The sequence below is a fragment of the Actinomyces timonensis DSM 23838 genome, assembly GCF_000295095.1.
In the GTDB taxonomy this organism is placed as follows: domain Bacteria; phylum Actinomycetota; class Actinomycetes; order Actinomycetales; family Actinomycetaceae; genus Actinomyces; species Actinomyces timonensis.
Genome location: NZ_JH806634.1, coordinates 161920 through 184033, shown reverse-complemented (window position 1 = coordinate 184033; position 22114 = coordinate 161920). Strand labels below are relative to the sequence as shown.

Annotated in this window: 19 protein-coding genes; 7 read left to right on the top strand and 12 right to left on the bottom strand. The window is 71.5% G+C overall.

Annotated elements, in window-relative coordinates; all coding sequences use genetic code 11:
- Together ndhC and A1QA_RS0111110 are read right to left on the bottom strand one after the other, a co-directional pair.
- Entirely contained in the window at positions 1-360 is a 360-nt protein-coding gene (gene ndhC / locus A1QA_RS0111115) for an NADH-quinone oxidoreductase subunit A (protein ID WP_017178981.1), read from the bottom strand.
- Complete coding sequence (locus A1QA_RS0111110) at positions 357-1688, bottom strand: geranylgeranyl reductase family protein (RefSeq protein WP_017178980.1); 1332 nt, start codon at positions 1686-1688, stop codon at positions 357-359. Before A1QA_RS0111110 ends, ndhC begins: the two co-directional genes overlap by 4 nt.
- Before the next feature lie 349 nt (positions 1689-2037).
- On the opposite strand from A1QA_RS0111110, the gene A1QA_RS0111105 reads away from it, so the two are divergent.
- Together A1QA_RS0111105 and A1QA_RS0111100 are read left to right on the top strand one after the other, a co-directional pair.
- Complete coding sequence (locus tag A1QA_RS0111105) at positions 2038-2736, top strand: demethylmenaquinone methyltransferase (RefSeq protein ID WP_017178979.1); 699 nt, start codon at positions 2038-2040, stop codon at positions 2734-2736.
- Complete coding sequence (locus A1QA_RS0111100; protein ID WP_017178978.1) at positions 2733-4151, top strand: isochorismate synthase; 1419 nt, start codon at positions 2733-2735, stop codon at positions 4149-4151. Before A1QA_RS0111105 ends, A1QA_RS0111100 begins: the two co-directional genes overlap by 4 nt.
- Positions 4152-4205: 54 nt before the next feature.
- Here the strand turns inward: A1QA_RS0111100 and A1QA_RS14545 are convergent, their stop codons facing one another.
- The 3 genes from A1QA_RS14545 to A1QA_RS0111085 form a co-directional block, all read right to left on the bottom strand.
- The gene (locus tag A1QA_RS14545; RefSeq protein WP_017178977.1) at positions 4206-5684 is read right to left on the bottom strand and encodes a trypsin-like peptidase domain-containing protein; all 1479 of its coding nucleotides are present in this window, start codon (positions 5682-5684) and stop codon (positions 4206-4208) included.
- A gap of 248 nt (positions 5685-5932) precedes the next feature.
- Positions 5933-7753, bottom strand: coding sequence for a 2-succinyl-5-enolpyruvyl-6-hydroxy-3-cyclohexene-1-carboxylic-acid synthase (gene menD, locus A1QA_RS0111090; protein WP_017178976.1), 1821 nt, complete (start codon positions 7751-7753; stop codon positions 5933-5935).
- 35 nt (positions 7754-7788) lie between these two features.
- On the bottom strand, positions 7789-8904 hold the full coding sequence (locus A1QA_RS0111085; protein ID WP_017178975.1) for an o-succinylbenzoate synthase: 1116 nt from the start codon (positions 8902-8904) through the stop codon (positions 7789-7791).
- Positions 8905-9167: 263 nt separating this feature from the next.
- Here A1QA_RS0111085 and A1QA_RS0111080 point away from each other — a divergent pair, with 263 nt between their 5' ends.
- Positions 9168-10433, top strand: coding sequence for a hypothetical protein (locus tag A1QA_RS0111080; RefSeq protein WP_017178974.1), 1266 nt, complete (start codon positions 9168-9170; stop codon positions 10431-10433).
- A 22-nt stretch (positions 10434-10455) separates the two neighbouring features.
- Here the strand turns inward: A1QA_RS0111080 and A1QA_RS0111075 are convergent, their stop codons facing one another.
- Together A1QA_RS0111075 and A1QA_RS0111070 are read right to left on the bottom strand one after the other, a co-directional pair.
- Positions 10456-11373: a DUF3800 domain-containing protein gene (locus A1QA_RS0111075; RefSeq protein WP_017178973.1), complete on the bottom strand. Its 918-nt coding sequence runs from the start codon at positions 11371-11373 to the stop codon at positions 10456-10458.
- 158 nt (positions 11374-11531) lie between these two features.
- The gene (locus tag A1QA_RS0111070; protein WP_017178972.1) at positions 11532-12929 is read right to left on the bottom strand and encodes an arginine deiminase; all 1398 of its coding nucleotides are present in this window, start codon (positions 12927-12929) and stop codon (positions 11532-11534) included.
- 53 nt (positions 12930-12982) lie between these two features.
- On the opposite strand from A1QA_RS0111070, the gene A1QA_RS0111065 reads away from it, so the two are divergent.
- Both A1QA_RS0111065 and A1QA_RS0111060 read left to right on the top strand, forming a co-directional pair.
- Entirely contained in the window at positions 12983-14128 is a 1146-nt protein-coding gene (locus A1QA_RS0111065; RefSeq protein WP_017178971.1) for a 1,4-dihydroxy-2-naphthoyl-CoA synthase, read from the top strand.
- Positions 14129-14278: 150 nt separating this feature from the next.
- Positions 14279-14854 (top strand): YagU family protein, encoded by a 576-nt coding sequence (locus tag A1QA_RS0111060; protein ID WP_017178970.1) that lies wholly within the window; start codon positions 14279-14281, stop codon positions 14852-14854.
- A gap of 79 nt (positions 14855-14933) precedes the next feature.
- On the opposite strand, the gene A1QA_RS14540 is transcribed toward A1QA_RS0111060, so the two are convergent.
- From A1QA_RS14540 to A1QA_RS0111045, 3 genes are all read right to left on the bottom strand, one after another.
- Positions 14934-15797 (bottom strand): anti-sigma factor, encoded by an 864-nt coding sequence (locus A1QA_RS14540; protein WP_017178969.1) that lies wholly within the window; start codon positions 15795-15797, stop codon positions 14934-14936.
- Between the two features lie 17 nt (positions 15798-15814).
- Positions 15815-16390 (bottom strand): sigma-70 family RNA polymerase sigma factor, encoded by a 576-nt coding sequence (locus tag A1QA_RS0111050; protein ID WP_017178968.1) that lies wholly within the window; start codon positions 16388-16390, stop codon positions 15815-15817.
- Between the two features lie 73 nt (positions 16391-16463).
- Positions 16464-18155: a cytochrome c biogenesis protein CcdA gene (locus A1QA_RS0111045; RefSeq protein WP_017178967.1), complete on the bottom strand. Its 1692-nt coding sequence runs from the start codon at positions 18153-18155 to the stop codon at positions 16464-16466.
- 201 nt (positions 18156-18356) lie between these two features.
- Between A1QA_RS0111045 and A1QA_RS0111040 the strand changes: the two genes are divergently transcribed.
- Together A1QA_RS0111040 and A1QA_RS16345 are read left to right on the top strand one after the other, a co-directional pair.
- On the top strand, positions 18357-18602 hold the full coding sequence (locus A1QA_RS0111040; RefSeq protein WP_017178966.1) for a hypothetical protein: 246 nt from the start codon (positions 18357-18359) through the stop codon (positions 18600-18602).
- Positions 18603-18932: 330 nt separating this feature from the next.
- Positions 18933-19286, top strand: a complete 354-nt coding sequence (locus A1QA_RS16345) for a hypothetical protein (protein ID WP_017178965.1) — start codon at positions 18933-18935, stop codon at positions 19284-19286.
- Positions 19287-19362: 76 nt separating this feature from the next.
- On the opposite strand, the gene A1QA_RS0111030 is transcribed toward A1QA_RS16345, so the two are convergent.
- Both A1QA_RS0111030 and A1QA_RS16050 read right to left on the bottom strand, forming a co-directional pair.
- Positions 19363-20322 carry a 1,4-dihydroxy-2-naphthoate polyprenyltransferase gene (locus A1QA_RS0111030; RefSeq protein WP_017178964.1) on the bottom strand — a complete coding sequence of 320 codons (960 nt, stop codon included), beginning with the start codon at positions 20320-20322 and terminating at the stop codon, positions 19363-19365.
- Between the two features lie 170 nt (positions 20323-20492).
- Complete coding sequence (locus A1QA_RS16050) at positions 20493-22082, bottom strand: hypothetical protein (protein WP_017178963.1); 1590 nt, start codon at positions 22080-22082, stop codon at positions 20493-20495.
- Between the last annotated feature and the right edge of the window lie 32 nt (positions 22083-22114).

The window sequence follows — 22114 nt, the reverse complement described above, 5'->3', positions numbered from 1 at the left end:
TCAGTCCCAGTCCAGACCGCCGCGGCGCCACTCCAGGATGTAGGGCACCGTGATGAGGGCGATGAAGACGAGGGCGGCGGACAGCCCGAAGAACCCGAGCCGGGCGAAGGCGGTGGCCCAGGGGTAGAGGAAGACGACCTCGACGTCGAAGATGATGAAGGTCATGCCCACGAGGTAGAAGGAGACGGGGAAGCGCCCGGTCTCGGTGTTGACGGGGGTGGGGTCGATCCCGCACTCGTAGTTGGCGACCTTGACCTTGTTGGTCTTGTTCGGGCTGATGATCGCGGACAGGGCGAGCCCGCCCAGCGCGACGACGAGCGCCACCCCGGCCATGATGAGCAGTGAGACGTACGGATTCATGCTGCTGGCACCATCCTTGTGAGGAGCTGGATGAAGTGGTCGATGGCGTCGCCGCCGCGGCGCTCCCAGCCGTCGGACAGGAGCTTGGTGACGAGTTTCATGAGGTTCTTGCGGGGCAGCCCGTAGCGGGTGCAGATCCGCATGACCTCGGGGTGCTCGATAAGGGCGACGAAGAGGCGCCCGAGCGTGTAGTAGCCGCCCATCTCCGCGCTCAGGGCCGCCGGGTACTGCGCGAGGGCCTGCTCGCGGCCGGCCCGGGTGGAGCGCACGGCCGCCTGGGCGGCGGCCTGGGCGGCCAGGCGCCCGGACATGAGGGCCTGGGCGATGCCCTCGCCGTTGAAGGGGGAGACCATGCCGCCGGCGTCGCCCAGGAGCATGAGCCCGTCAGCGTAGTGGGGCTTGCGGTTGAAGGCCATGGGCAGCGCGGCGGAGGCGAGACGCCCGACCTGGTTGTCCCGGGTGAAGCCCCACTCGGCCGGGCAGTTGGCCGTCCAGCGGGCGAAGGCGGCGCGGTAGTCGATGCGCGTGGTGGCCGCGCGAGAGGAGACGGAGCCGAGGCCGACGTTGACGACGCCGTCGCCCACGGGCCAGATCCAGCCGTAACCGGGCAGGAGGTCGGACTCGCCGGGCTTGCCGTCCCACAGCTCCAGCTGGGACTCCATCCACTCGTCGTCGGAGCGCGGGGAGCGGAAGTAGGCGCGCACGGCCACGCCCAGGGGCTTGCGCTCGTTCTTGGCCCGTCCCACGGCCGTGGCCAGGCGGGCGGAGACGCCGCCGGCGTCGATGACGAGGGGGGCGCTCAGGCGCGAGGGGGCCTCGATGCCGGGGGCCTCGACGCGGGCGGTGGGCTTGGCGTCGACCCCGACGACGCGCCCCGAGGGGGTCAGGGCCGGACCGGTGACGGTCACGCCGGTCAGCAGCCGGGCGCCGGCGCGCTGGGCGTGGACGGCGAGGTCGGCGTCGAGCTGGGCGCGGGGGCGGGCCATCCCGTAGGAGGGGAAGGAGGCCTGCTCGGGCCAGGGGAAGGTGAGGCGGTGCCCGCCGCCGATGACGCGCAGGCCGACGTTGCGCTGCCAGCCGGTGGTGTCCACGGCCATGGAGGCGAGCTCGCGCACTGCCGAGGGGGTGAGGCCGTCGCCGCAGACCTTGTCCCGGCCGAGCTCGTTCTTCTCCACGAGGAGCACGTCGAGGCCGAGGGTGGCCAGATGGTAGGCGGCCGATGAGCCGGCGGGGCCCGCGCCGACGACGACGGCGTCGGCGGTCAGATCGCTCCCGCGCGCGGGCTGCTGCGCCAGCGGGGCGCTGCGGCTCGTGGGGGCGATCCTCATCGGCCAGTCTCCTTCGGGAATCTCATGCCATGGCCCTGGCGGGGAGCCCACAGCAGTGTCGGCGCGCGGGCAGCGGGCCATGTGACCCATCCGGCATGGCGGGCCAGGGAAGACTCTACCGAGATGACAGCTCGGTCTCGGTCCTTGACCACCCCGAGCGCCCCACCTGCGCGATCGCAACGATTCAAGCACTTCCTTGTGACGGGGGACAAGTTGTCAGACAAGTGATTTACGCCTGGGAACCGTATCTAAATAACGCCTCCCCCTAGGACCTGGGTCCCCCATGGCGGTAGTGCCCGAGCCGGCCAGCGCGGCGAGGTCGGCGACGAGTTCCTGGAATGATGGGGCCATGAGCCGAGCTTCCCTCTCCAAGGACCCCCGCGAGGTCGCGGGCATGTTCGACGCGGTCGCGCACCGCTACGACCTCACCAATGACGTCATGAGCCTGTGGCAGGTGCGCATGTGGCGCAGGGTCACCCGCGCCGCCGTCGCCGCCGCTCCCGGGATGCGGGTCCTCGACCTCGCCGCCGGCACGGGCACCTCGGCCGTCGACTACGCGGCCGACGGGGCCGACGTCGTCGCCTGCGACTTCTCCCCCGGGATGGTCGCCGAGGGGAGGCGCCGCCACCCGGGCATCGAGTTCGTCGAGGGCGACGCGATGGACCTGCCCCTCGAGGGCGACTCCTTCGACGTCGTCACGATCTCCTACGGGCTGCGCAACGTGCAGGACACTTCGAAGGCCCTGCGCGAGATGGCACGGGTGACGCGGCCGGGCGGGCGGATCGTCATCGCCGAGTTCTCCTCCCCTGAGAGGTCCGCGCTGCGCCGCGTCTACCGCTATTACCTGGGGACCGCCCTGCCCGCGATGGCGCGTCTGCTCTCCTCGAACACCGAGGCCTACGACTACCTGGGCGAGTCGATCCTCGCCTGGCCCGACCAGCGCGCCCTGGCCGCCCTCATGCAGGAGGCCGGCTGGCGCGGCGTGGGCTACAAGAACCTGTCGGGCGGGATCGTCGCCGTCCACCGCGCCACCAAGCCGCGCCCGTGAGCGGCGCTGCGCCGGGCGGGAGCGCCGAGCCGCTGCTCCTGCCCGCGGACGAGGCGGCCGCGCGCCCCGCGCGCCTGTCCTTCCTCACCACCGCCCTGCCGCCCGGCGCCCTCGATGGCACGCCGCTGCTCGACCTGCTCACCGGGCGCGACGACGTCGTCTCCTGGGTGCGCCACGGCCGCGGGCTCGTGGGGCTCGGCCGGGCGCTCGTCCTGAGCGCGCGCGGTCCCGGCCGCATCGAGGAGCTGCGCCGCGCCTGGCGGGCGACCGTCTACGCCTCCTGGTGGCGCGATCCGCTCGTGCGGCCCGGCACCGGGCCAGTGGCGCTGGGGACGATCGCCTTCTCGGATCGCTCGGAGGCCCACTCGGTGCTGCTCGTGCCCGAGGTGATCGTGGGCCTCGATGAGGCCGGGGCGTGGATGACGACGGCCGTCCCCACCCCCGGGGACGGCGGCCCCGGGAGCCCTGACGACTCGGGGCCGTCAGCCGAGGAGGCCGTGGAGCACCCCGATCACGGCGCGATCCTCGCCGGGCTGCTGGAGGCGGCGTCGCCGGCCCCCGCGGCGATCGGCAGCGCGGGAGGGAGCGGGGCGCTCGTGGAGACCGGCTCCCTCGATGATGCGAGCTGGTGCGCGGCCGTGGCCTCCACCTGCGAGCGGATGCGCGCCGGCGAGGCCCGCAAGGTCGTCCTGGCCAGGGACGTCCTGGTCACCCCCGGCCAGCCGCTGCCCGCGGGCACGATCCTGGGGCGCCTGGGACGCGCCTATCCGTCGTGCTGGACCTTCGCCGTCGACGGGATGGTCGGCGCCTCGCCGGAGATGCTGCTGCGCCTGGCCGGCCGGAGGCTGGCGAGCCGGGTGCTGGCGGGGACGGCCCGGCGCCATCCCGGGGACACTCCTCGGCGGACGGCCGAGTTGGCGGCGTGGCTGGAGGGCTCGGAGAAGAACAACCGCGAGCACGCCCTGGCGCGCGCCTCCGCCATCGAGGCGCTCACCCCGCTGTGCTCGGTGGTCGAGGCGCCCGAGCGATTCCTCCTGGAACTGCCCAATGTCCTGCATCTGGCCAGCGATATCACCGGCGTGGTGGCCGGGGACACCGGCGCCCTGTCCCTCGTGGGAGCCCTGCATCCGACGGCGGCGGTCTGCGGGACCCCGCGCGAGGCGGCGGGGCGGATCATCGAGGAGGTCGAGGGCATGGACCGCGGGCGCTACGCGGGGCCCGTGGGCTGGGTCGATTGGCACGGCGAGGGCGAGTGGTGCATCGCGCTTCGCAGCGGGAGCATCACCGCCCCCGGCGGGCCTGTGAGGGTCTTCGGTGGCGGCGGGATCATGCCGGATTCCGATCCCGACGACGAGCTCGCCGAGACCCGGGCGAAGATGCGCCCCATGCTCGGCGCTCTCGGCGCCCTCCCCTGATCGAGACCGGTCCGGGAACCCGCCTCCTAACTTCGACCGGTCTCGGCGGAGGGGTCAGGAGGTCTTCTCGGCGAGGGTGACCTCGATCTCCTGGGACTTGCCGTCGCGGATGACGGTGAGCTTGACCTGGTCGCCCGCCGAGTACTGGCGCACGAAGCCGGTGAGCGCCGCCGCCTGGCTGGTGGTCTTGCCGTTGATCGCGGTGATGACGTCGCCCTGCTTGAGGCCGGCGTTGGCGGCGGGCGATCCCTGCTCCACGCTTCCGACCTCCGCGCCGGCGCGCAGGGTGCCATCGGCCTCCGCGCCGCCGTCGCCGATGCTCACCCCCAGGTAGGCGTGCGAGGCGCTGCCGCTGGCGATGAGCTGGTCGGCGACCTTCTGGGCGAGCTTGGCGGGGATGGCGAAGCCGATGCCGATGGACCCGGACTGCTCGCCCGAGGAGCTGGAGCCGCCCGTCGAGGCGATCGAGCTGGTGATGCCGATGACCTTGCCGCTGCCGTCGAAAAGCGGCCCGCCGGAGTTCCCGGGGTTGATGGCGGCGTCGATCTGAATGGCGTTCGTGTAGACCTGCGTGCTCGGCTTCCGGTTCTTGTTGAGGAGACCGTTGAGCAGGCCCCCCAGCCCGCCCTGCTGCGGGGTCTGCTGGGGCTGGGGCTGGTCGGAGCCCCCGGAGGAGCCGTCCGTGCTCTCCTGGGTGGTGACCACGGGGCGGTCGAGCGCGGAGACGATGCCGGTGGTCACCGTGGAGGACAGGCCGAGCGGGTTGCCGATCGCCATGACGCCCTGCCCGGTCGCGACGGAGTCGGAGTCGCCGATCTGCGCCACGGTGAGGTCGCTCGGGGCGTCCTTGAGCTTGATGACAGCCAGGTCCGTACTGGCGTCCGTGCCCGCGACGTCGGCGCCGTAGATGCGCCCATCGGCGAGGGTCACCATGATCTTCGTGGCGCCCGCGACGACGTGCTGGTTGGTGAGGATGTGCCCCTGCGAGTCGTAGACGACGCCCGAGCCGACGGCGCCGCTGTCCCCCACCTGGACCGTGATCGAGACGACCGAGTTGGACACGGCGGCGGTGACGGCCTGCCAGTCCGGGGTGGTGCCCTGGGAGGTGACGGTCTGCGTGGTGGAGCCCGTGGCGACGGCGGTGGGCGCGGAGGCGGAGCCCTGCGACGGGGAGGCGCCGTCACCGCCGTAGTGAACGGCGGCGAAGGTGCCCCCGGAGGCGAGGAGCGCGGCAGCCGCGGTCATGGAGATCATGGCGCCCCAGCCGGGTCCGCGCTTCTCCTTCGGGGGGGCGGCAGCCGGGGAGGCCGCGGGGAAGGCCCCGTCGACGCCGCCCGCGCCGCCCGTGGCAACGGGCCCGCCGAACGTGTCCGTGGGGGCGTAGGGACCGGCCTGGGCGCCGTGATCGAAGTTGTAGCCAGCGGGGGCGGCGGGAGCGGAGGCGTAGGTCTCGGTCGGCGCCGTCGGCGCGGTCGGGCCCGTGGCGCCGTCCTGGCCGATGGGCTGGCCGTTCGACTCGTCGTAGGTGCTCATGTTCTCCTCCTCGGGGCTCGCCCCTTCATCCTGTGCGGAAGCCAGACAAGCCAACAAGGCCGTGCCGTCCCTTCTCGCTACCTGTGACCAGCCTGTGCGAGGGGATCCTCGTGCGGGGCCGTGGACGGGGCAGGCGACCACCGACTAGCGAGCCGTCGCATCATATGGCATCGCGCCAGGTCGACCAGTGAGCGAGGCACAGGTCGCTCGGGCGTCCACTCGCCCGGCTCCTCGCCCCAGCGCCGCCCTCAGGAGAGTAAGGGGACCCTGACCACGCTCGTTCCGCGCACGGGCTGGGCGAGGAGGCGCAGGAGGGTGTCCCGATCAGGGGCGTCGACCGCTTCGATGCCCATCCCCCGCGCGATATTGGCCACATCCGCGTGCTGCGGGGTGGAGAACAGGCGGCGGAATCTCCCAGCCCCCGGCACGCGCGCGTACTCCAGGCCGTTGAAGATGGCCCCGCCGGCGTCGTCGAGGACGATGACCTGGAGGTCGGGCTCGCGCTCAAGCCGGCCGCGCCCGAGCGACATGGCGTCGTGGATGAAGGCCAGGTCCCCCATGATCGCTCGCACCGGCCGCCCGGAGGCGAGCGCGAGCCCGGTGGCGGTGGCGATCGTCCCGTCGATCCCGGCCAGGCCCCGATTGGCGACGGCGGCGGGCGCGGGCGCGCCCCCGGGCGCCAGCCGGTCGAGTCGTCGGATCGTCATGGACGAGCCGACGACGAGCAGGGGCGCCTCGCCATCCTGGCCAGTGGGGGCGCAGGACTCCCAGACGGCGACGGCGGCGTCGTCAGCGTCGAGGGCGGCATCGCTCCCTGCCACCGAGGGTGGTTCGAGGGCGGCGACGGCGCTCCTCCACTCGGCGCCCCAGGACGGCACCGCGGCCCCGAGGAGGCCCGCGATCCGCTCCGCCTGGTCGGCGCGGCCAGTGGTCGTGGGGGCGGGATCGACGGCGATGACGCGCCCGGCGGTCCCGGCGACGTCGGTGATCCTGGCCCGATCGGCCAGGACGCTGATCCGCGCGTCCTCGCGCGCCAGGAGGGCGCTGATGGGCCTGCTGAGGCTGGGGTGGCCGGCGACGAGAATGTGGCTCGCCCGCGCCGCGAGGTCCCGCCCCGCGCTGGTGGCGAGCAGTTCGGCATAGCGGGGCTGGGCGGTGGCTCCGTGGCGGGCCCCGGAGGTCGGCTCGGCCAGGAGGGGCCATCCGAGGCGCTCAGCCACCCTCGCGGCGATGTCGCCGAGGGCCGGGTCCGGGCAGTCGCCCGCGACGACGAGCCCGCGGGCCCGGCCCGGCTCATCCGCGGCGCCTGAGGGCGGGGCGGGAGCCTCCCAGATGATCCGTGGCGCGGGGACCTGGGCCTCGGCGTCGTCGGGCACGCCCCAGGCGCCCCAGGCGCCCTGGAAGCCTTGGGCGCTCGGGGACATCAGGGCGCTCGGGGCGCTCGCGCCCTGCCCCGGCGAGTCGCCCAGGATCGGCCCGTCCACTGGCGCGAGCGGCGGGCGGAATCGGGCGTTGATATGGGCGGGGCCCGGGTCCCGGGTCAGTGTCCCGGCGGCGGCGAGCACGGCCCTGCGCACCTGCCCGGCGATGGAGGCCCGCCCGGCCTCCTCCCCCAGACCGGCGGGGGCGGTGAGATCCGCGGGGATGTCGGCGGTCGCGCGCGGGGCGAGGGCGAAGATGCCCGCCTGCTCGGTGGTCTGGTTCGCGCCGGTGCCCACGAGCTCGTGGGGGCGGTCGGTGGAGACGACGAGGAGGGGGATGCCAGCGGCGTCGGCCTCGGCGAGCGCCGGGTGGAGGTTCGCCACGGCGGTGCCCGAGGTGGTGACGACGGCGGCGGGGGCGCGCTGGCCGGCCAGGAGCGCCGCGCGGCTCATGCCCAGGGCGGTGAAGCCCGCGCTGCGCTCGTCCAGCACGACCCGCAGCCCCAGGAGCCCGGCGTCCTCGGCCTCGGCCAGGGCGTAGGCCATGGGGGCGGATCGCGATCCGGGGCTGAGAACCACCCAGTTCACGCCCGCGGCCACGAGGGCCTCCACGATGGCAGCGGCAGCGGTCAGTGAGGGGGGCTGCATCAGTCCTCGTTCGTTACGGGCGCGGGTGGCGCGGATCAGATCGGCAGGCCTCCGACGGCGCTCGAGGCGTCGCGCGCCTCCCGCTCCCGTCGGGCGGCCAGCGCCCCGAGCATATGGGTGAATCGGGGCTGCCACCGGGAGACGGTCTCCTCGCCGGCGAGCACTGCGCCGAGGATCGCCTTGGACAGGTGGGGCTTGCGCACCGCGAGGGAGCCGTTGACGGGGACGGCCGAGGGCACGGCGACGTCGCGCGCGAGCAGTCGGATCGTGCCCAGCCCGCAGGCGCGCCCGAGCACCGGCAGCGCTGCCGCGAGGCGGGCCCCTTCGGACAGGCCGATGGTGGTGTCCAGGGAGGAGGAGACGACGGTGGGAAGCCCGAGCCGCTCGGCCATCGCGAGGGCGCGGGTCACCCCTCCCAGGGGGGCGGCCTTGAGGATCGCCAGGTCCGCCGCCCGCAGGCGGGTGACGGCGAGGGGGTCGTCCGACAGGCGGATGGACTCGTCCGCCGCGATCGGCACACTGAGGCGCTTGCGCAGCGCGGCGAGGTCGTGGACATCGGAGCAGGGCTGCTCCACGTACTCCAGGCCGCCCGCGGCGCGGTCGAGGATGGGGATGTGGCGCGCGGCGGCGTCGAGGTCCCAGCACCCATTGGCGTCGATGCGGACGCGCCCCTCGGGGCCGAGGGCGTCCCGGACGGCCTCCAGCCGCTTGATGTCCTTGCGCATGGAATCGCGCCGCCCCGCGACCTTGACCTTGGCCGTGCGGCAGCCCGAGGAGACCACCATCTCGCGGGCCTGCTGCTCCCCCACCTCGGGGATGGTCACGTTGACAGGGATGTGGGCCCGCACGACGGGGTGCTGCGGCGCGGGGGCTCCCCCGGGGCCGATGCCGGTGGCCGTCTCGAGGGCCGCGGCGAGCCACGGCGCGGAGACGTCGGCGTCGTAGTCCCAGAAGGGGGCGACTTCACCCCAGCCCGCGGGGCCGTGGAGGAGGATACCGTCGCGGCGTGTCAAACCGCGGAAGCGGCTGGTCAGGGCGATATCCCAGACGACAATCCTGTCAATATCAGCCAGGAGGCCGGTGCGGTCCTTCTCCCGGAGAGCCCCCAGGTCGAGCTCTCCGCGGATCCGCGCATGGGAAATGGGAGTCACGCCCCCAGGATAGCCAGAGGTCGGCGTATCCATGGCTCGCCGTCGCAATGGTCGCGCAGAGCCGCAGGTCATGGTGAGCCCCGAGGTGTTGCGCATCAGGGGCGGAGACGGGCGCTGGCGGGTCGACCGGCCCATGCCCCGCGGCCGAGATCCGTGGCATCCTCGGTGTCATGGCCGCAGATCCGTCCCCTTCCCCAGATCCTCAGCGGCGGTCCGCCGCCGGGGCTCCGCCCGGGAGCGCCCACGCCAGGAGGCGCGCGCTCATGTCGATCGTCCTGGCCGTCAGCCTGCTCCTGGCGGGCGGGGCGTCGGCGTACGCGCTGCTGGGCGCGTCATCCCCTCAGGCGCCGGAGGATCTCACCCTGCGCGCGATCAGCCCTTGGAGCACGAACTGGCTCAACGGCGCCGAGCAGGCATGGACCTACGACGCTCCCGGCAAAGGCGAGCGGACCGAGGTCCGGCCAGCGGGCGACAAGTTCGTCCGCATCGTCGTCCAGAGTGACTCCACTGTCATCACGGTGCTGCGGCAGACCGGCGACGGCGTCGAGGCCGTCTGGGAGCAGACCCTGGACCACGCCCTGAGCAGCATCGGGGTGTGGAAGAACTGGGTGATCGACCGAGACCAGCTCATCGACATCGACACCCAGGAGCGCGTTCGCGCCCCGTGGTCGGCGGACGCGGTGGTCAGTGTCTCGCCGAGCGCCGCCGTGGCCTGCGAGGGCCATGACTGCGCTCTGTGGACCTCCCGCTACGACGAGCGCTGGAGGACGACGATCGACTCGACGAACACTGATCTCCGCGTGAGGCTGGGTTTCTCGTCCGGCGGCAGGTACGCCGCGGTGACGAGTGGGATCAAACCCGGGAACGGGGCGAGTGATGGGGAGCTGCTCGCATTGGACCTTGATGATGGATCAGCCCAGTCCATGGGCTCGATCACATCGGATGACACCTGGGTGAACCTGTCTGATGGCTGGCTGGTCACCTCGACGGACAAGAGCTCCGGGAGCACGCGGATCACCCTTTACTCCTCTGATGGCTCGTCATTGGGCGATATCTCCCAGAGCCTTTCCAAGAACTACGCCACATTCCCGTACTCGCCCACGCAAGTGAGCGTCGCCCAGGCGCGCGCCTGGATCGAGAACGCCGACACCTCCTGGGCGCCGTCGACGATGTCGATCTCGCTGACGGGCGCGGATTGCCTCAACAAACTCGAGCACGGAGGCTCCACTCTCTCGCTGGCTGATGTCAACTCCGTTGTCCGCAAGGCCGGCAGCAAAAGCGACAAAGACTGCACACCGGCGACGATCAATTACATCGGACTCAGCGGGTTCGGGCCTCTTGCCGAGGTCCGCGAGGTGCGCGATCACAACCTTTATCTGCGCCTCGTCGACCCCGGCTCGAGCGGGGAATCGGGCGCGATCCTGATCGGGGACATCGATTCGTGGAGGTACTTCCATGACGGCGACCTGCTGATCGGCTACGACAACACGGGGAAGCTGACGGCCTACCGGCCCAAGCCCGCCGCCTGACCCCCGGGCGGAGCGCTCCACCTCATTCTTGTCGCCGTCGACGCCGAGAGGCCTCCGCGATTCCTCTCATCTTCCTTGCGACATCGGGGTCGACACTGGCACCAATGAGATGCCCGTGAGGAACAGGATAGATCGGTCGGAAACGGGCAAGTATCTCCGAGTTGTTAATATCCTCGACAGTGCGCTCATGGAGATGCAGCTTTGATTCGTAAGTGAACACCCCTTTGAGATCATTGAGCGGTTCGGCATCGACCACCCATCGATGCCTCGAGTCCCGCACAAGCTGGTAGTCGATCGCCCGAGTCACCCATGCGGCAACCCAGTCGGCGAATTGAACGGATGCGCTCAGCTTGGAATCAATGTGCATCGGCGGCTCAACCAGCCTTCGTATCTCCGGATAATCCTTCACACGATTGAAGACATGGCCATACATGCGGGCGACACGCTCGACTCGCGTCTTCTCGTTGATCTGATCGATCATCACAAGAATGTTCTCGCCACGGTGATCGGCGTATCTAGCGAGGCGATTGAGAGCCTCCCTCATCGCGTTGGCTTCTCTCTCCTCGGGATCCAAGAGCGTCTGCTTCGGAGTACCCAAAGGCTTCTCATCAGCGTAATAGAACAGACTCCCGTCTCTCCTGCGAAGCTCTTTGACGAGCCCAGAGAAGACGCGGAACTGTTGCGGATGGCTCAGCAACGTCTTCTGGCGGAAGATACTCGCGCCCTTGCGCTCCCATCGACCCGGATTCTCGACGCCCTCGACCTCCGAGGCGAAGACTTCCCTCTTCTTGCGCTGGAAACTCGAAGCGAAGTCCCACACTGAGGTCTCCGGAATAACGAATCCGGCATAGCCGAAGGCTGGGCTCGTCTTGTACCGATCATGATGAGGAGAGACGTAGGCGCCAGGCTCGCCAGTCTCATCGATGTACGCCAGAAGCATGAGTCCCCTCGTTCACGCGAAGAGGCCCTGCACTCAGGTGCAGGGCCTCGACGGATCAGTGCTCGGGGAACTATTTCATCCCTAGCTGCTAGTCCGATGCTAGACCGGGCGCATCGTGACTGTCAAAGGATCGGCGATCAACCCCGGTCACAGATCGCTCACACGGCGTCGCGGGTAATGGGGCAGGTCATGCAGTGGCCGCCGCCGCGGCCGCGGACGAGCTCGACACCGGGGGTCTCGATCACCTCGACGCCCGCGGCGCGCAGCGCCTCATTGGCCCGCCGGTTGTGGGCGTAGCCGATGACGAGGTTCGGGGCGAGGGCGACGACGTTGCAGGAGTCCCGCGCCAGCTCCCGCAGGGCCTCGGCCTCGTCGGTCATATCGGGGCTGATGATGCGGAAGGAGTCGATGCCGGCCGCCCGGGCCAGGACCTGGTCCATCTCGGCGCCGTCATGGATCGTGACGCTCAGCCCTGGGGCTTGGGAGCCGTGGGCGGGGCCGGGCTCGATCTCCACGGTGGTGACGTCGTCGAAGCCGGCGAAGCGCAGGTAGGTGTCCGGGGCGACCATCGACATGAGGGTGTCCAGGTGCATGACGGCGTCGAGCTCGGTGTAGAAGGCGCGGTCGGGCATGTGGACGCCGATGACGCGGTCCGCCGCCCCGTCGGCGAAGAGGCGGGAGGCCAGGCGCTCGACGCCCGCGGCGGTGGAGCGGTGCGAGAGCCCCACGACGAGCGTCCGGTTGCCCATCACCTGGATGTCGCCGCCCTCGACGGTGGCGCGCGTGGCGTGGTGCGGGGCCGCCCAGAGGGCCGCCCGGTCGGCGAAGGCCGGGTGGTAGCGGTACACCGCCTCGTAGTTGGCGGTCTCGCGGCGACGGGGGGCCAGCGCCATCGGGTTGAGATGGCAGGCGCCGTACATCCACGACGAGGCGTCGCGCGTGAACAGGTGGTTGGGAAGGGGGGTGATGACGAACTGCCCTTCGAGGGTGGACAGGAAGGTCGTGGCGAACAGGGTCTTGGAGTCGGAGGCGTCGAGGCGGTCGTGCAGCTCGGCGCGGGTGAGGCCCGCCAGGAGGATGTCGGCGAGCTCGGCGTCGGGCAGGCCGGACAGGTAGGCGGTGAGCACCTCGGAGGTGGACAGGCCGACCGCCTCGGGGCCCACCGCCTGCTCCAGGACGAGCGCCCGGGCCTCGGGCACGGCGAGGGACTCGGCGAGCAGGTCGCGGAAGTCGTGGACGATGACGCCGTGCTCCCGCAGGATCGCGGTGAGGGTGTCGTGCTCGGCCTGGGCGAGGGAGATGTCGAGGGCGTCGTCGAACAGGAGTCTATTGGCGTTGATCGGGGTCAGGCGGGCGACCTCCGCGCCGGGGCGGTGGACGACGACCTCGCGCAGGCGGCCGACCTCGGAGTCGATCCGCCCCCCGCCCTGGGCGGCGGGGATGGTCTCGCGCTGGTGGGCGGGGCTCGCCGTCGGCGCGCTGGTGACGGTGGGCACAGTGTTCGGCGCTGCGTTCAGAGCTGTGCGGGGCGCGGCGCCGGCCTGGGACTCGTTCATGCCTCCCAGCGTAGCGGCGCTGCGTCCCACGCCACTCGCTTACCCTGATGTCCATGGCCGCATCACCCTCATCAGCCCCTGCCCCGTCCGGGCCGCCCACGCCCGCGTCCGGGTGGTACTCCGCCGCTCCCGGCGCGGCGCATCCCCTGCCCCGCCGCGTCTCGGAGATCTTCGATCCCCTGCGCTGGCGGGAGGTCGAGGGCTTCGGCGAGGGCGAACTCACCGATGTCACCTACCACCGCGGCTGCGAGCGGGACGCCGACGGCGCCTGGCTGCGCGACCTCCCGGTGGTCCGCGTGGCGATCGACCGCCCCGAGGTGCGCAACGCCTTCCGGCCCCGCACCGTGGACGAGCTCGCCGCCGTGCTCGACCACGCGCGGATGAGCGGCGACGTCGGCGCCGTCATCCTCACCGGCAACGGTCCCTCGCCGCGCGATGGAGGCTGGGCCTTCTCCTCGGGTGGCGACCAGCGGATCCGGGGCCGGGACGGCTATCTCTACGAGACCGACGACGACGCTAGCGGCGCTGGCGGCCCCACATCCAGCGGCGCCAGCGCGGAGGGCGGGTCGGGCGCAGCGCCATCGGAGCCCTACTCCCATGAGGCGGATGTCGCGGCGGCCAGGGCCCGCACAGACGCGGCCCGCGCCGGGCGCCTGCACATCCTGGAGGTCCAGAGGCTCATCCGCATGATGCCCAAGGTCGTCATCGCCGCCGTGAGCGGGTGGGCCGCTGGCGGTGGGCACTCCCTCAACGTCATCTGCGACCTGTCGCTGGCCTCCATCGAACACGCGCTCTTCAAGCAGACCGATGCGAATGTGGGCTCTTTCGACGCCGGTTATGGCTCGGCGCTGCTGGCCCGCCAGTGCGGGGACAAGCGCGCCCGCGAGATCTTCTTCCTGGCCCGCCCCTATGACGCCGCCACCGCCGAGCGCTGGGGCGTGGTCAACGAGGCAGTGCCCCACGCCGAGCTGGAGGAGCGCGCCCTGGAGTACGCGGCCATCGTGGCCTCGAAGTCCCCGCAGGCGATCCGCATGCTCAAATACGCCTTCAACCTGGCCGATGATGGGCTGGCGGGCCAGCAGGTCTTCGCCGGGGAGGCCACGCGCCTGGCCTACATGACCGATGAGGCCGTCGAGGGACGCGACGCCTTCCTGGCGCGCCGCGAGCCGGACTGGTCGCCGTTCCCCTACTACTTCTGAGCCGGCCTCTGCGCGCGGCCACGCACAAAGGTCATCCCAGAACCGTGGACACCCGCGAGCGCGCCGTGCCAGGCTGACCGGCACCAGGCGCGATCAGCGTCGAGGTCCACGACCCGGCGGCACGCTGTCGCCGTCCAAGGAGGTCTCCTCGTGTCCGCATTGCTCACCAAGACAGATCCGGCCCGGCGCCGCATCGGCCCCGCGATCATCGTCGGCCTCATCGGCGGCTTCTTCTCCGCGATCGTGAAGTTCGGCTGGGAGGTCCCCTTCCCGCCCCGCACCCCGGGCATCCGCTCGGAGACCAATCCCCCGCAGTCGATGCTGGAGTGGTTCGGGATGTCCCACGACACCTCGCACACCATGGTCACCTTCAACAACAACCCGGCGCCGATCATGTCCTTCTGCGTGCACTTCACCTTCGCGATCGTGTTCGCCCTCATCTACTGCGTCATCGCCGAGTACTACCCCGCCATCAAGCTGTGGCAGGGCGCCGCCTTCGGTGTCTTCGTGTACGTCGGCGCTCACGTCGTCGTCATGCCGCTGCTTGGCTGGGCGCCGAATCCCTTCCCGTGGGTGGCTGGCGCGCAGACCTGGTCCGAGCACTTCTCGGAGTTCTTCGGGCACATCATCTGGCTGTGGAGCATCGAGGTGGTGCGCCGCGATATCCGCAACCGGATCACGCATGAGCCCGACGCCGAGGTGCCCCTCTCCGAGGGCGCCCGCTGACGCCCCCTCTCACCGCATAGTGCGGCCCCGGTACCGATCGCTCGGTGCCGGGGCCGCCCTGTATGCCGCGCCGGTGGCCTCAAGCGTGGCTGGTGCCCGCGGGAGCGGACGACGGCGTGGAGGCCGGCCCAGCGACGGGGCCGCTCGGGGGCGCCGGCGCGCTCGCCCCTGCCCCCTGCCCGCCGACGGCGAGGACGACGAGTGGCGCCGTCGTCGGCTGGGAGGAACCCCCGGTGGGCTCAGCGGTGATGAGGACGCGCTGGCCGGGGCGCGGCATCGCGGGCAGGAAGGCGAAGGTCGCGTCCCCGTCGGGCGAGTAGACGCCGAGCGAGGTGATGCCCGAGGCCGGGTCCTCCAGCCACACCTGCAGGCTGGCCCCGCTGGCGGAGGAGCGCATCTCCTGGGGCAGGGACAGGGCCGTCATGGACATGCCCTCGCTCCAGGTCAGCGTGGCGACGTGCCCGTCGGGCATCGTGTCCGTCACCCGGCGCACGTCCTGGGCCTCGTTGAGGTGGGCGTAGTCGACCATCGGGGTCATGTGCTCCACGGCGGTGTCGTGCCCGCCGCCGTAGCCCGAGCCGTAGCCGGAGTGGAATCCGGCGCCGAAGCCAGCGGCGATGAGCACGACGGCGGCCGCCGCCTGGGCGGTGTAGCGCCAGGCGCGACGGCGCCGCAGCGGGATGACGGGGGCGAGGCCGTCATCCGCGGGCATAGCCTTGCCAGCCTTCCCGCCCTCGCCGGCCTGCCCGGGCTCTGGGGCCGCGCCGACCTCAGCCGCCTGCGCGGGCCGCTCCTGCTCGATCCCCCTGATCTGCTCCAGGAGGGCGGCGCGCATCGGCGCGGGCGGATCGACGGGGCGCAGGGAGGCTCCGAGGAGCGCTCCGGTCTCGCCGTCGAGGAGCGAGTCCAGCTCCTCGCCGTCGGCGCGCGTCGCGTCAGTCATGTCGTCTCCTTCCCTGCTCATCGCTGTCCTCCTAGATGTGTTCTCATCTTGGCCATGCCGTCCCGGATGCGGCTCTTGACGGTGCCCAGCGGCACTCCCATGCGCTGGGCGATCTCGGTGTGGGTGAGGCCGGTGAAGTAGGCCAGGGCGATCGTGGTCCGATGGGGCTCCCCGACGGCGTCGAGGGCCTGGCGGACCCTGCTGGCCTCCATGCGATCCTCCACCTCGGCGACGGTGACGTCGGTGTCGGGCAGGTAGCCCTGCCAGGCGTCCTCGCGGTCGCGCGCGGCCTGGGCCGCGCGGACCCTGTCGATGGCCCGATGGCGGGCCATGGTGACGAGCCAGGCCCGCCCCGTCCCCCGCGCGGGGTCGAAGGAGGGAGCCCTGCGCCAGGCTTCGAGCATGACCTCCTGGAGGACCTCCTCGCTCTGGGCGCGATCGACGACGATGCGGATGATGAGGGCGAGGAGGCGCCCCGCCCAGGCGTCGTACAACTCGGCGAAGGCCTGCTCGTCCCCCTGGGCAACGCGCTCCAGGAGAGCATCAGCCTGATCGCCGCGCTCGGTGTACCGCTGCTTATCCACACCGCGCATGGTACGGGCCCGACGGGGCGCCTCCTCATTCGACTCCTCCTCTCTTCTCATTCGCAGCCGGGGACTGCCTCTCTCACCCGAAGGTGAAGGAGTACAGGGAGACCCCCGGGTCGACCGTGAGCTCAAGCTGCCCTGAGGAGGGCTCGGCGAGGCTCACAAGCTCATTGGTGTTGGGCGTGCCGGAGATGTGGATGCTCTTCTCCTGGCCACCGTCCTTCCAGGTGACGTTCCCCTCCCCTGAGGCGACGAGGTAGACATGCTTGCCCTTCCAGGACAGGCGCAGCTTGCCTGGGGCGCCGTCGGGGTTGATCTTCTGGCCCTCGACGTTCCAAGCGCCGTCGAGGGAGAAGCCGCTCTCCTTCTGCTCGGCGGGGAAGCTGAACGTGCCGGATCCTGGCTTGAGGACACCTCCTGCGAAGTACTGGGCGCGGTCGGAGCCGAGGTAGGTCTCAGGGCTGCGCGCGGCGGAGACGTCAGGGGCGTTGTCCGCCTCGGTGAAGACCGGCTCGGGGAGGGCAACGGAGGGGTTGGCCTGCGTGAGGAGCTCGCGGACGAGCTTCTCAGTGGTCTCCTCGCCGCCCTCGCCGAACTTCACCTGGCGCAGCTGCCCGGTGGCGTCGACGAGGTAGTGGGCGGGCCAGTAGTGGTTGTCGAAGGCGGTCCATGTGGCCAGGTCGGAGTCCACGGCGACGGGGTAGGTGATCCCGAGCTTCTCGGCGCCGGCGCGGACGTTGTCGACCTCCTTCTCGAAGGCGTACTCCGGGGAGTGGATGCCGACGACCTGCAGGCCGGAGTCACGGTAGGTCTCGTGGAGCTTCTCGATGCCGGGGATGGAGCGCTGGCAGTTGATGCAGGAGTAGGCCCAGAAGTCGTAAAGGTGGACCTTGCCCTCGCGGTCGGCGGCGGTGAGCGGCTGCTCGCCGGGAGTGTTGAACCAGGCCTTGATACCGGTCAGCTCGGGGACGGTGCCGCAGTCGGCCAGGTGGTCGGCGCCGTCGACGCAGGCCCCGCGGCCCTCGGGGACCCTGCGGGTGGCGGCCAGGGCCTCATCGGTCTTGGCCTGGAGGGAGGCGGTGTAGTCCGGCAGGGCGCGCTGGACGGCGGCGGGCAGGTCGGTGACCAGGGCGACGGACAGCAGGATCATCATGGCACCGGCGGCGATCCGGATGCCCTTCTGGCGGGTGCGGAAGGCCTTGAGGCGCTCGGTGATGCCGCGGCCCGCGAGCGCGAAGGCGAGCAAGGGGATAGCGGTGCCCAGTCCGAAGGAGACGGCCAGGGCCACGGTGTCCGCCCCGATCTTGCCGGTGGAGCCCGCAACGGAGACGGCAGCGAGGACGGGACCGGCGCAGGGGACGTAGGCGGTTCCGAGCACGAGGCCGAGGAGGAAGCCGTTGCTCGGCGTCTTGCCGCCGCCAGCGCTCTGGAAGCGCGCGAAGGGGCGCTCGATGATCTCCATGACCTTCGGGATGATCATCGCGATGCCGATGAGGGCCAGGAGGATGACACCGGCCCAGCGGATCGCGTCCTGCGCGAGGTTGAGCAGGTTGAGCAGCGTGGAGCCGATGAGCGTGAAGGTGGTGAAGCTCAGGACGAGGCCGCCGACGACGAGGTAGGGGTGCAGGCGCGAGGGCGCCTTCTCCCCCTCCCCCTTGGCGCCCTGGGCGCCCCCGGACAGGAGGATGACGGGCAGGACCGGCAGGATGCATGGCGATATGCCGGTGATGAGGCCTCCGAAGAAGCCGATGAGGACAAGACTGATGAGCATCTGGGCTCCTCGTGTGTCGGTGGGATGGATTCACCCGTGGTTCGGCGCCGGGCGGTGGGCGGATCGGTGGAAACGGGATCAAGAAGCTATGGCGAGCGTCACAGGAATGGATCCGATCCGGCGGGGCCCCGGCCCCGAACGAGGGGTGATGGCTCGCCACGAGGCGGGCCCGACCACGACACCTCGTACAGGAGAGATCCCATGCGCATTCGCACCGCTCGCACCGCCCTGGCCGCCGGCCTCATCGCCGTCTCCGCCGTCGGCATCGCCGCCTGCGGCTCGTCCAGCGACTCGAAGGACATGAAGGACACGAAGCCCGCCGCGACCGCCACCGCCGACAAGATGGATGACGGCAAGATGAGTGACGACAAGATGTCCGACGGGAAGATGACCGACGGCAAGGACGACAAGATGTCCGACGGGAAGATGACCGACGGCGCGAAGTGACCCCCGCGATCATCGCGGAGTAGAAGCTCCCTCGGCGCGGCCTCTGAGTTGGGGAGAGGGCCGCGCCGAGGGCTCGTCGTGCTCGCGCACGCTCCGTGAGACGGGCGCCAAGAGATCCCCACGGATACGAGAGGGCGCCAGCGGAATGGATCGCCGCGCGATTCCGCGCCGAGCGGCGGTCGGGCAAGCATGAGCAGCCACCAACGATCACCAGCGATTATGAGGTACACCACAGAATCTGCCGTGATCTATTCGTTATGGTGCCGCGAACCGACCGCGACGACGCACGTCTCGTGTGCGCTCGCATCACCCCATCACTAGGAGAAGCACATGCGCATCCGCACCACTATGGCCGCCGCACTCATCGCCGTCGCCGCTCTCGGCGTCGCCGCCTGCGGATCCTCGGACTCCGGGGACTCCAAGAACACGACCCCCGCCGCCACTACAGCGCCGGCGACCACCAAGGGCGCTGACTCCTCCTCCGAGCCCACCGACTCGATGAAGGATGGCCCCACCATGGGTGACGACAACAAGATGGGCGGGGACTCCACCGAGCCGGCCGACTCCATGAACGGCGGATCCACCATGGGCAGCGACGACGACACCATGGGCGGGGGCGCGTCCGAGGCGCCCACCGACTCCATGAGCGGTGACTCCATGGACTCGGACAGCGACGGCAACTGAGCCCCACGAGCAGCGCCCCGACGCCCCGCCCCGTTCCTCGAGGCAGGCGCCGGGGCGCTGTCGCGCCTGCGAGTCCTCAGGTCCCCACGATGAGGAAGGCCAGGCCGACGACGACGCCGTAGACGAGCTCGTAAAGGCCCGCGTTGCGCAGGGAGGCGATGAGCTCGCGTCCCGTGGCACCGGCGCTGACAGCGGCTGCGGCGCGCCATGCGAAGGTGGAGATGAGGATGACGGGGGCCAGGAGGTCGATGAGGACCACGACCCCCTGGTCACCGCCGGAGGCGGTGTGGGCCCACAGGAGCGATCCCGCGGCGATGAGGATCGGCAGGAAGACCATGATCGTGTAGGCGGTCCGGGCGCGGGAATCCCCGAGGCGCACGGCCAGCGTCATCTTCCCGTGGGCTGGATCGGTGGCGATGTCGCGCAGGTTGTTGACCATGAGCAGGGAGCAGGCGATGAGGCCGATCCCACTGGCGGCGAGCCAGAGCCAGCCTGGCACGGCCCCGCCCTGGACATAGGCGGTGCCGCAGGTGGCGACGAGCCCGAAGAACACGAAGACGAAGACCTCCCCCAGGCCCGCGTAGCCGTAGGGGCGCGAGCCGCCGGTGTAGAACCAGGCGGCGGCCACCGCCGCGGCGCCGACGCCGATGAGCCACCACTGGCCGGTCAGCACCACGAGCACGAGTCCGAGCGCGGAGGCGATCCCGAAGCAGGCGAAGGCGGCGAGCTTGACGCTGCGGGGCGCCACCTGCCCCGAGGCGGTCAGGCGCGGGGGGCCGGAGCGCTCATCGTCCGTGCCGCGCACGCCATCGGAGTAGTCATTGGCGAGGTTGCAGCCGATCTGGAGCGCCAGGGCGACGCCCGCCGCGAGCAGGGTGCGCAGCAGGGATCCGGTGCCGAGCGAGGTGGCGGCGCCGGCCCCCAGGAGGACGGGGGCGACGGCGGCCGGCAGGGTGCGCAGGCGCACGACCTCCGCCCAGTTGGTGGCGCCGGGGGACGGCGCCGCGGCAGGACCGGGATGGGCGGTGGCGGTCATGGGGTCCTCTCAAGCGGAGCGCGGGCAGCGCATACGCGCGCGGCACGGCGGTGAGCCTACCCGACGCCCCTGGGCTCCAGGCACGAACGCATGCGCTCCAGGCCGGGAGGGGGAGAGAGGCCTCCCTCTCGGCGAGGGGGGGAGGGCCCGGGGAGGGAGCGCCAGCGGGGCTATGGGCGCGGCGGGTGGTCGCCGGCAGTCAGGCCATGGCGCCTCTCCTGCCTGTTGCGCAGGGACTGCTCCAGGTCGTAGATGGAGTTCTTGAGGTAGGTGTACTCGCCGCTCTCGATGGTGTAACCGCGGGCGCAGGCCCAGGCCCAGATGCGGTCGGCCTGCTCGACGGCACCGCGCTCGGCCGCCTCATAACCGAGCTCCCCGTCATGGACGTCGGTGCCGGGCAGGGGCTTGGGATCGCCATCGGAGCGCACCAGGACGAGCCGGGAGCCCGCGACCGACGGCCGGGGCATGGTGTCCTGGTCGGCGTACAGCCCGGTGCGCGAACGCGGCCACGGCCAGCGCCGTGAGGAGATGAGGGTGCGCACGGCGATGCCGCGGGAGTCCAGGACGGTGCGGCCGGTGGCCCTCACACAGGTCCGGGCCAGGAGGAGCGATCCCGCGCCAACCAGGAGGATCGCTCCCCAGGAGGAGCCGGACGCGCTCCACAAGCGCACGCCCCACCACATGGCCGGGAGAGTGAGCCCGGCCATCACCGCGATCCTGCGCAGGGCGATCGGGGGCGACCATCGGGGCAGGACGATCCGGTCCTTGTCCAGGGGCAGGGGGTCCACCACCCTGCGCGGGGCGGGGCGCCACGGGTGCGGCGCAGTCGCCCGAGGAGCAGTCGCGGCGCTGCCGCCACCGGGGGCCGGGCCTGCCTGGGCACCGGCCGCGGCCCCACGCTCGGAGGCCTTCTCGCGGCGCTCCCGCTCGGCTTGAACGGCCCTGCTCTCCTCCAAGGCGGCGCCGTACTCGTCCGCGAAGCGGAGGGGGGCACGCGCGGCGCCGCCCTCGGCGCCGACGGGCCAGGATGGGCCCCGGATCGCACCTCGAGGCTCCGGCGCCCGGGCGGGGCGCGCGCTCTGGATGTATCCGCGCGCCCAGGCCCAGGCCCAGATGCGGTCCCCCTCCGCGTGGGCGCGCCGCGTGAGGGGAGGAACGCTGGGGCCCATCCACTCCAGGCCCGTCAGGCGCACGGGCTTCCCGTGCGGGGTGATCACGTTCAACCAGGCGGAGCATCGCACAAGACCGGCCTTGCCCCTCGCCCGGGTGCCGACGGTCAGCCCCTCGCGGGCGCTCGGCCACGGCACCGTTCTGGAGCCGAACAAGGTGCGCAGCTCAATGCCCTCGGGGCCCAGGATCGAGCGCATGGAGAGCAGAACGCACCCCACGAGCACGAGCAGGCCCCCGATGACGAAGAAGTAGATCGACTGGGCCTGGCCTCCCCCATCCGCGATGAGGGCGACGACGCCGCCCCAGATAGCGAGGAGGCCCACGAGCGAGGGGACGACGAGGATGACGAGGCCCGAGGGCGTGGACCACTGGCGCAGGACGATCCGCTCCTTGTCGACGGGAAGAGGCGGCTTGCCCTGGAATGGGGCGGGCGGCGCGGTCCCCGGGCCGAAGGATGGCGCCGCCGGCAGTGCCCGTCCGGGCGGGGCCTGCGGCGGGTAGCCCCGCGGGGCCGGCCAAGGCACGCCGCCGGGGGCCGTGCGGCCAGAAGCCGCGGCGTTGTCCTGCGGAACATAGCCGTACCCCGTCATCGCGCGCCTCTCTCGCTCCACCGGGGCCCAGC

What these genes read in the sequence shown, in the direction of transcription:
- ndhC (WP_017178981.1), bottom strand. Translation starts at nt 360, where the DNA reads ATGAATCCGTACGTCTCACTGCTCATCATGGCCGGGGTGGCGCTCGTC.
- A1QA_RS0111110 (WP_017178980.1), bottom strand. Translation starts at nt 1,688, where the DNA reads ATGAGGATCGCCCCCACGAGCCGCAGCGCCCCGCTGGCGCAGCAGCCC.
- A1QA_RS0111105 (WP_017178979.1), top strand. Translation starts at nt 2,038, where the DNA reads ATGAGCCGAGCTTCCCTCTCCAAGGACCCCCGCGAGGTCGCGGGCATG.
- A1QA_RS14545 (WP_017178977.1), bottom strand. Translation starts at nt 5,684, where the DNA reads ATGAGCACCTACGACGAGTCGAACGGCCAGCCCATCGGCCAGGACGGC.
- menD (WP_017178976.1), bottom strand. Translation starts at nt 7,753, where the DNA reads ATGCAGCCCCCCTCACTGACCGCTGCCGCTGCCATCGTGGAGGCCCTC.
- A1QA_RS0111080 (WP_017178974.1), top strand. Translation starts at nt 9,168, where the DNA reads ATGTCGATCGTCCTGGCCGTCAGCCTGCTCCTGGCGGGCGGGGCGTCG.
- A1QA_RS0111075 (WP_017178973.1), bottom strand. Translation starts at nt 11,373, where the DNA reads ATGCTTCTGGCGTACATCGATGAGACTGGCGAGCCTGGCGCCTACGTC.
- A1QA_RS0111070 (WP_017178972.1), bottom strand. Translation starts at nt 12,929, where the DNA reads ATGAACGAGTCCCAGGCCGGCGCCGCGCCCCGCACAGCTCTGAACGCA.
- A1QA_RS0111065 (WP_017178971.1), top strand. Translation starts at nt 12,983, where the DNA reads ATGGCCGCATCACCCTCATCAGCCCCTGCCCCGTCCGGGCCGCCCACG.
- A1QA_RS14540 (WP_017178969.1), bottom strand. Translation starts at nt 15,797, where the DNA reads ATGACTGACGCGACGCGCGCCGACGGCGAGGAGCTGGACTCGCTCCTC.
- A1QA_RS0111050 (WP_017178968.1), bottom strand. Translation starts at nt 16,390, where the DNA reads ATGCGCGGTGTGGATAAGCAGCGGTACACCGAGCGCGGCGATCAGGCT.
- A1QA_RS0111045 (WP_017178967.1), bottom strand. Translation starts at nt 18,155, where the DNA reads ATGCTCATCAGTCTTGTCCTCATCGGCTTCTTCGGAGGCCTCATCACC.
- A1QA_RS0111040 (WP_017178966.1), top strand. Translation starts at nt 18,357, where the DNA reads ATGCGCATTCGCACCGCTCGCACCGCCCTGGCCGCCGGCCTCATCGCC.
- A1QA_RS16345 (WP_017178965.1), top strand. Translation starts at nt 18,933, where the DNA reads ATGCGCATCCGCACCACTATGGCCGCCGCACTCATCGCCGTCGCCGCT.
- A1QA_RS0111030 (WP_017178964.1), bottom strand. Translation starts at nt 20,322, where the DNA reads ATGACCGCCACCGCCCATCCCGGTCCTGCCGCGGCGCCGTCCCCCGGC.
- A1QA_RS16050 (WP_017178963.1), bottom strand. Translation starts at nt 22,082, where the DNA reads ATGACGGGGTACGGCTATGTTCCGCAGGACAACGCCGCGGCTTCTGGC.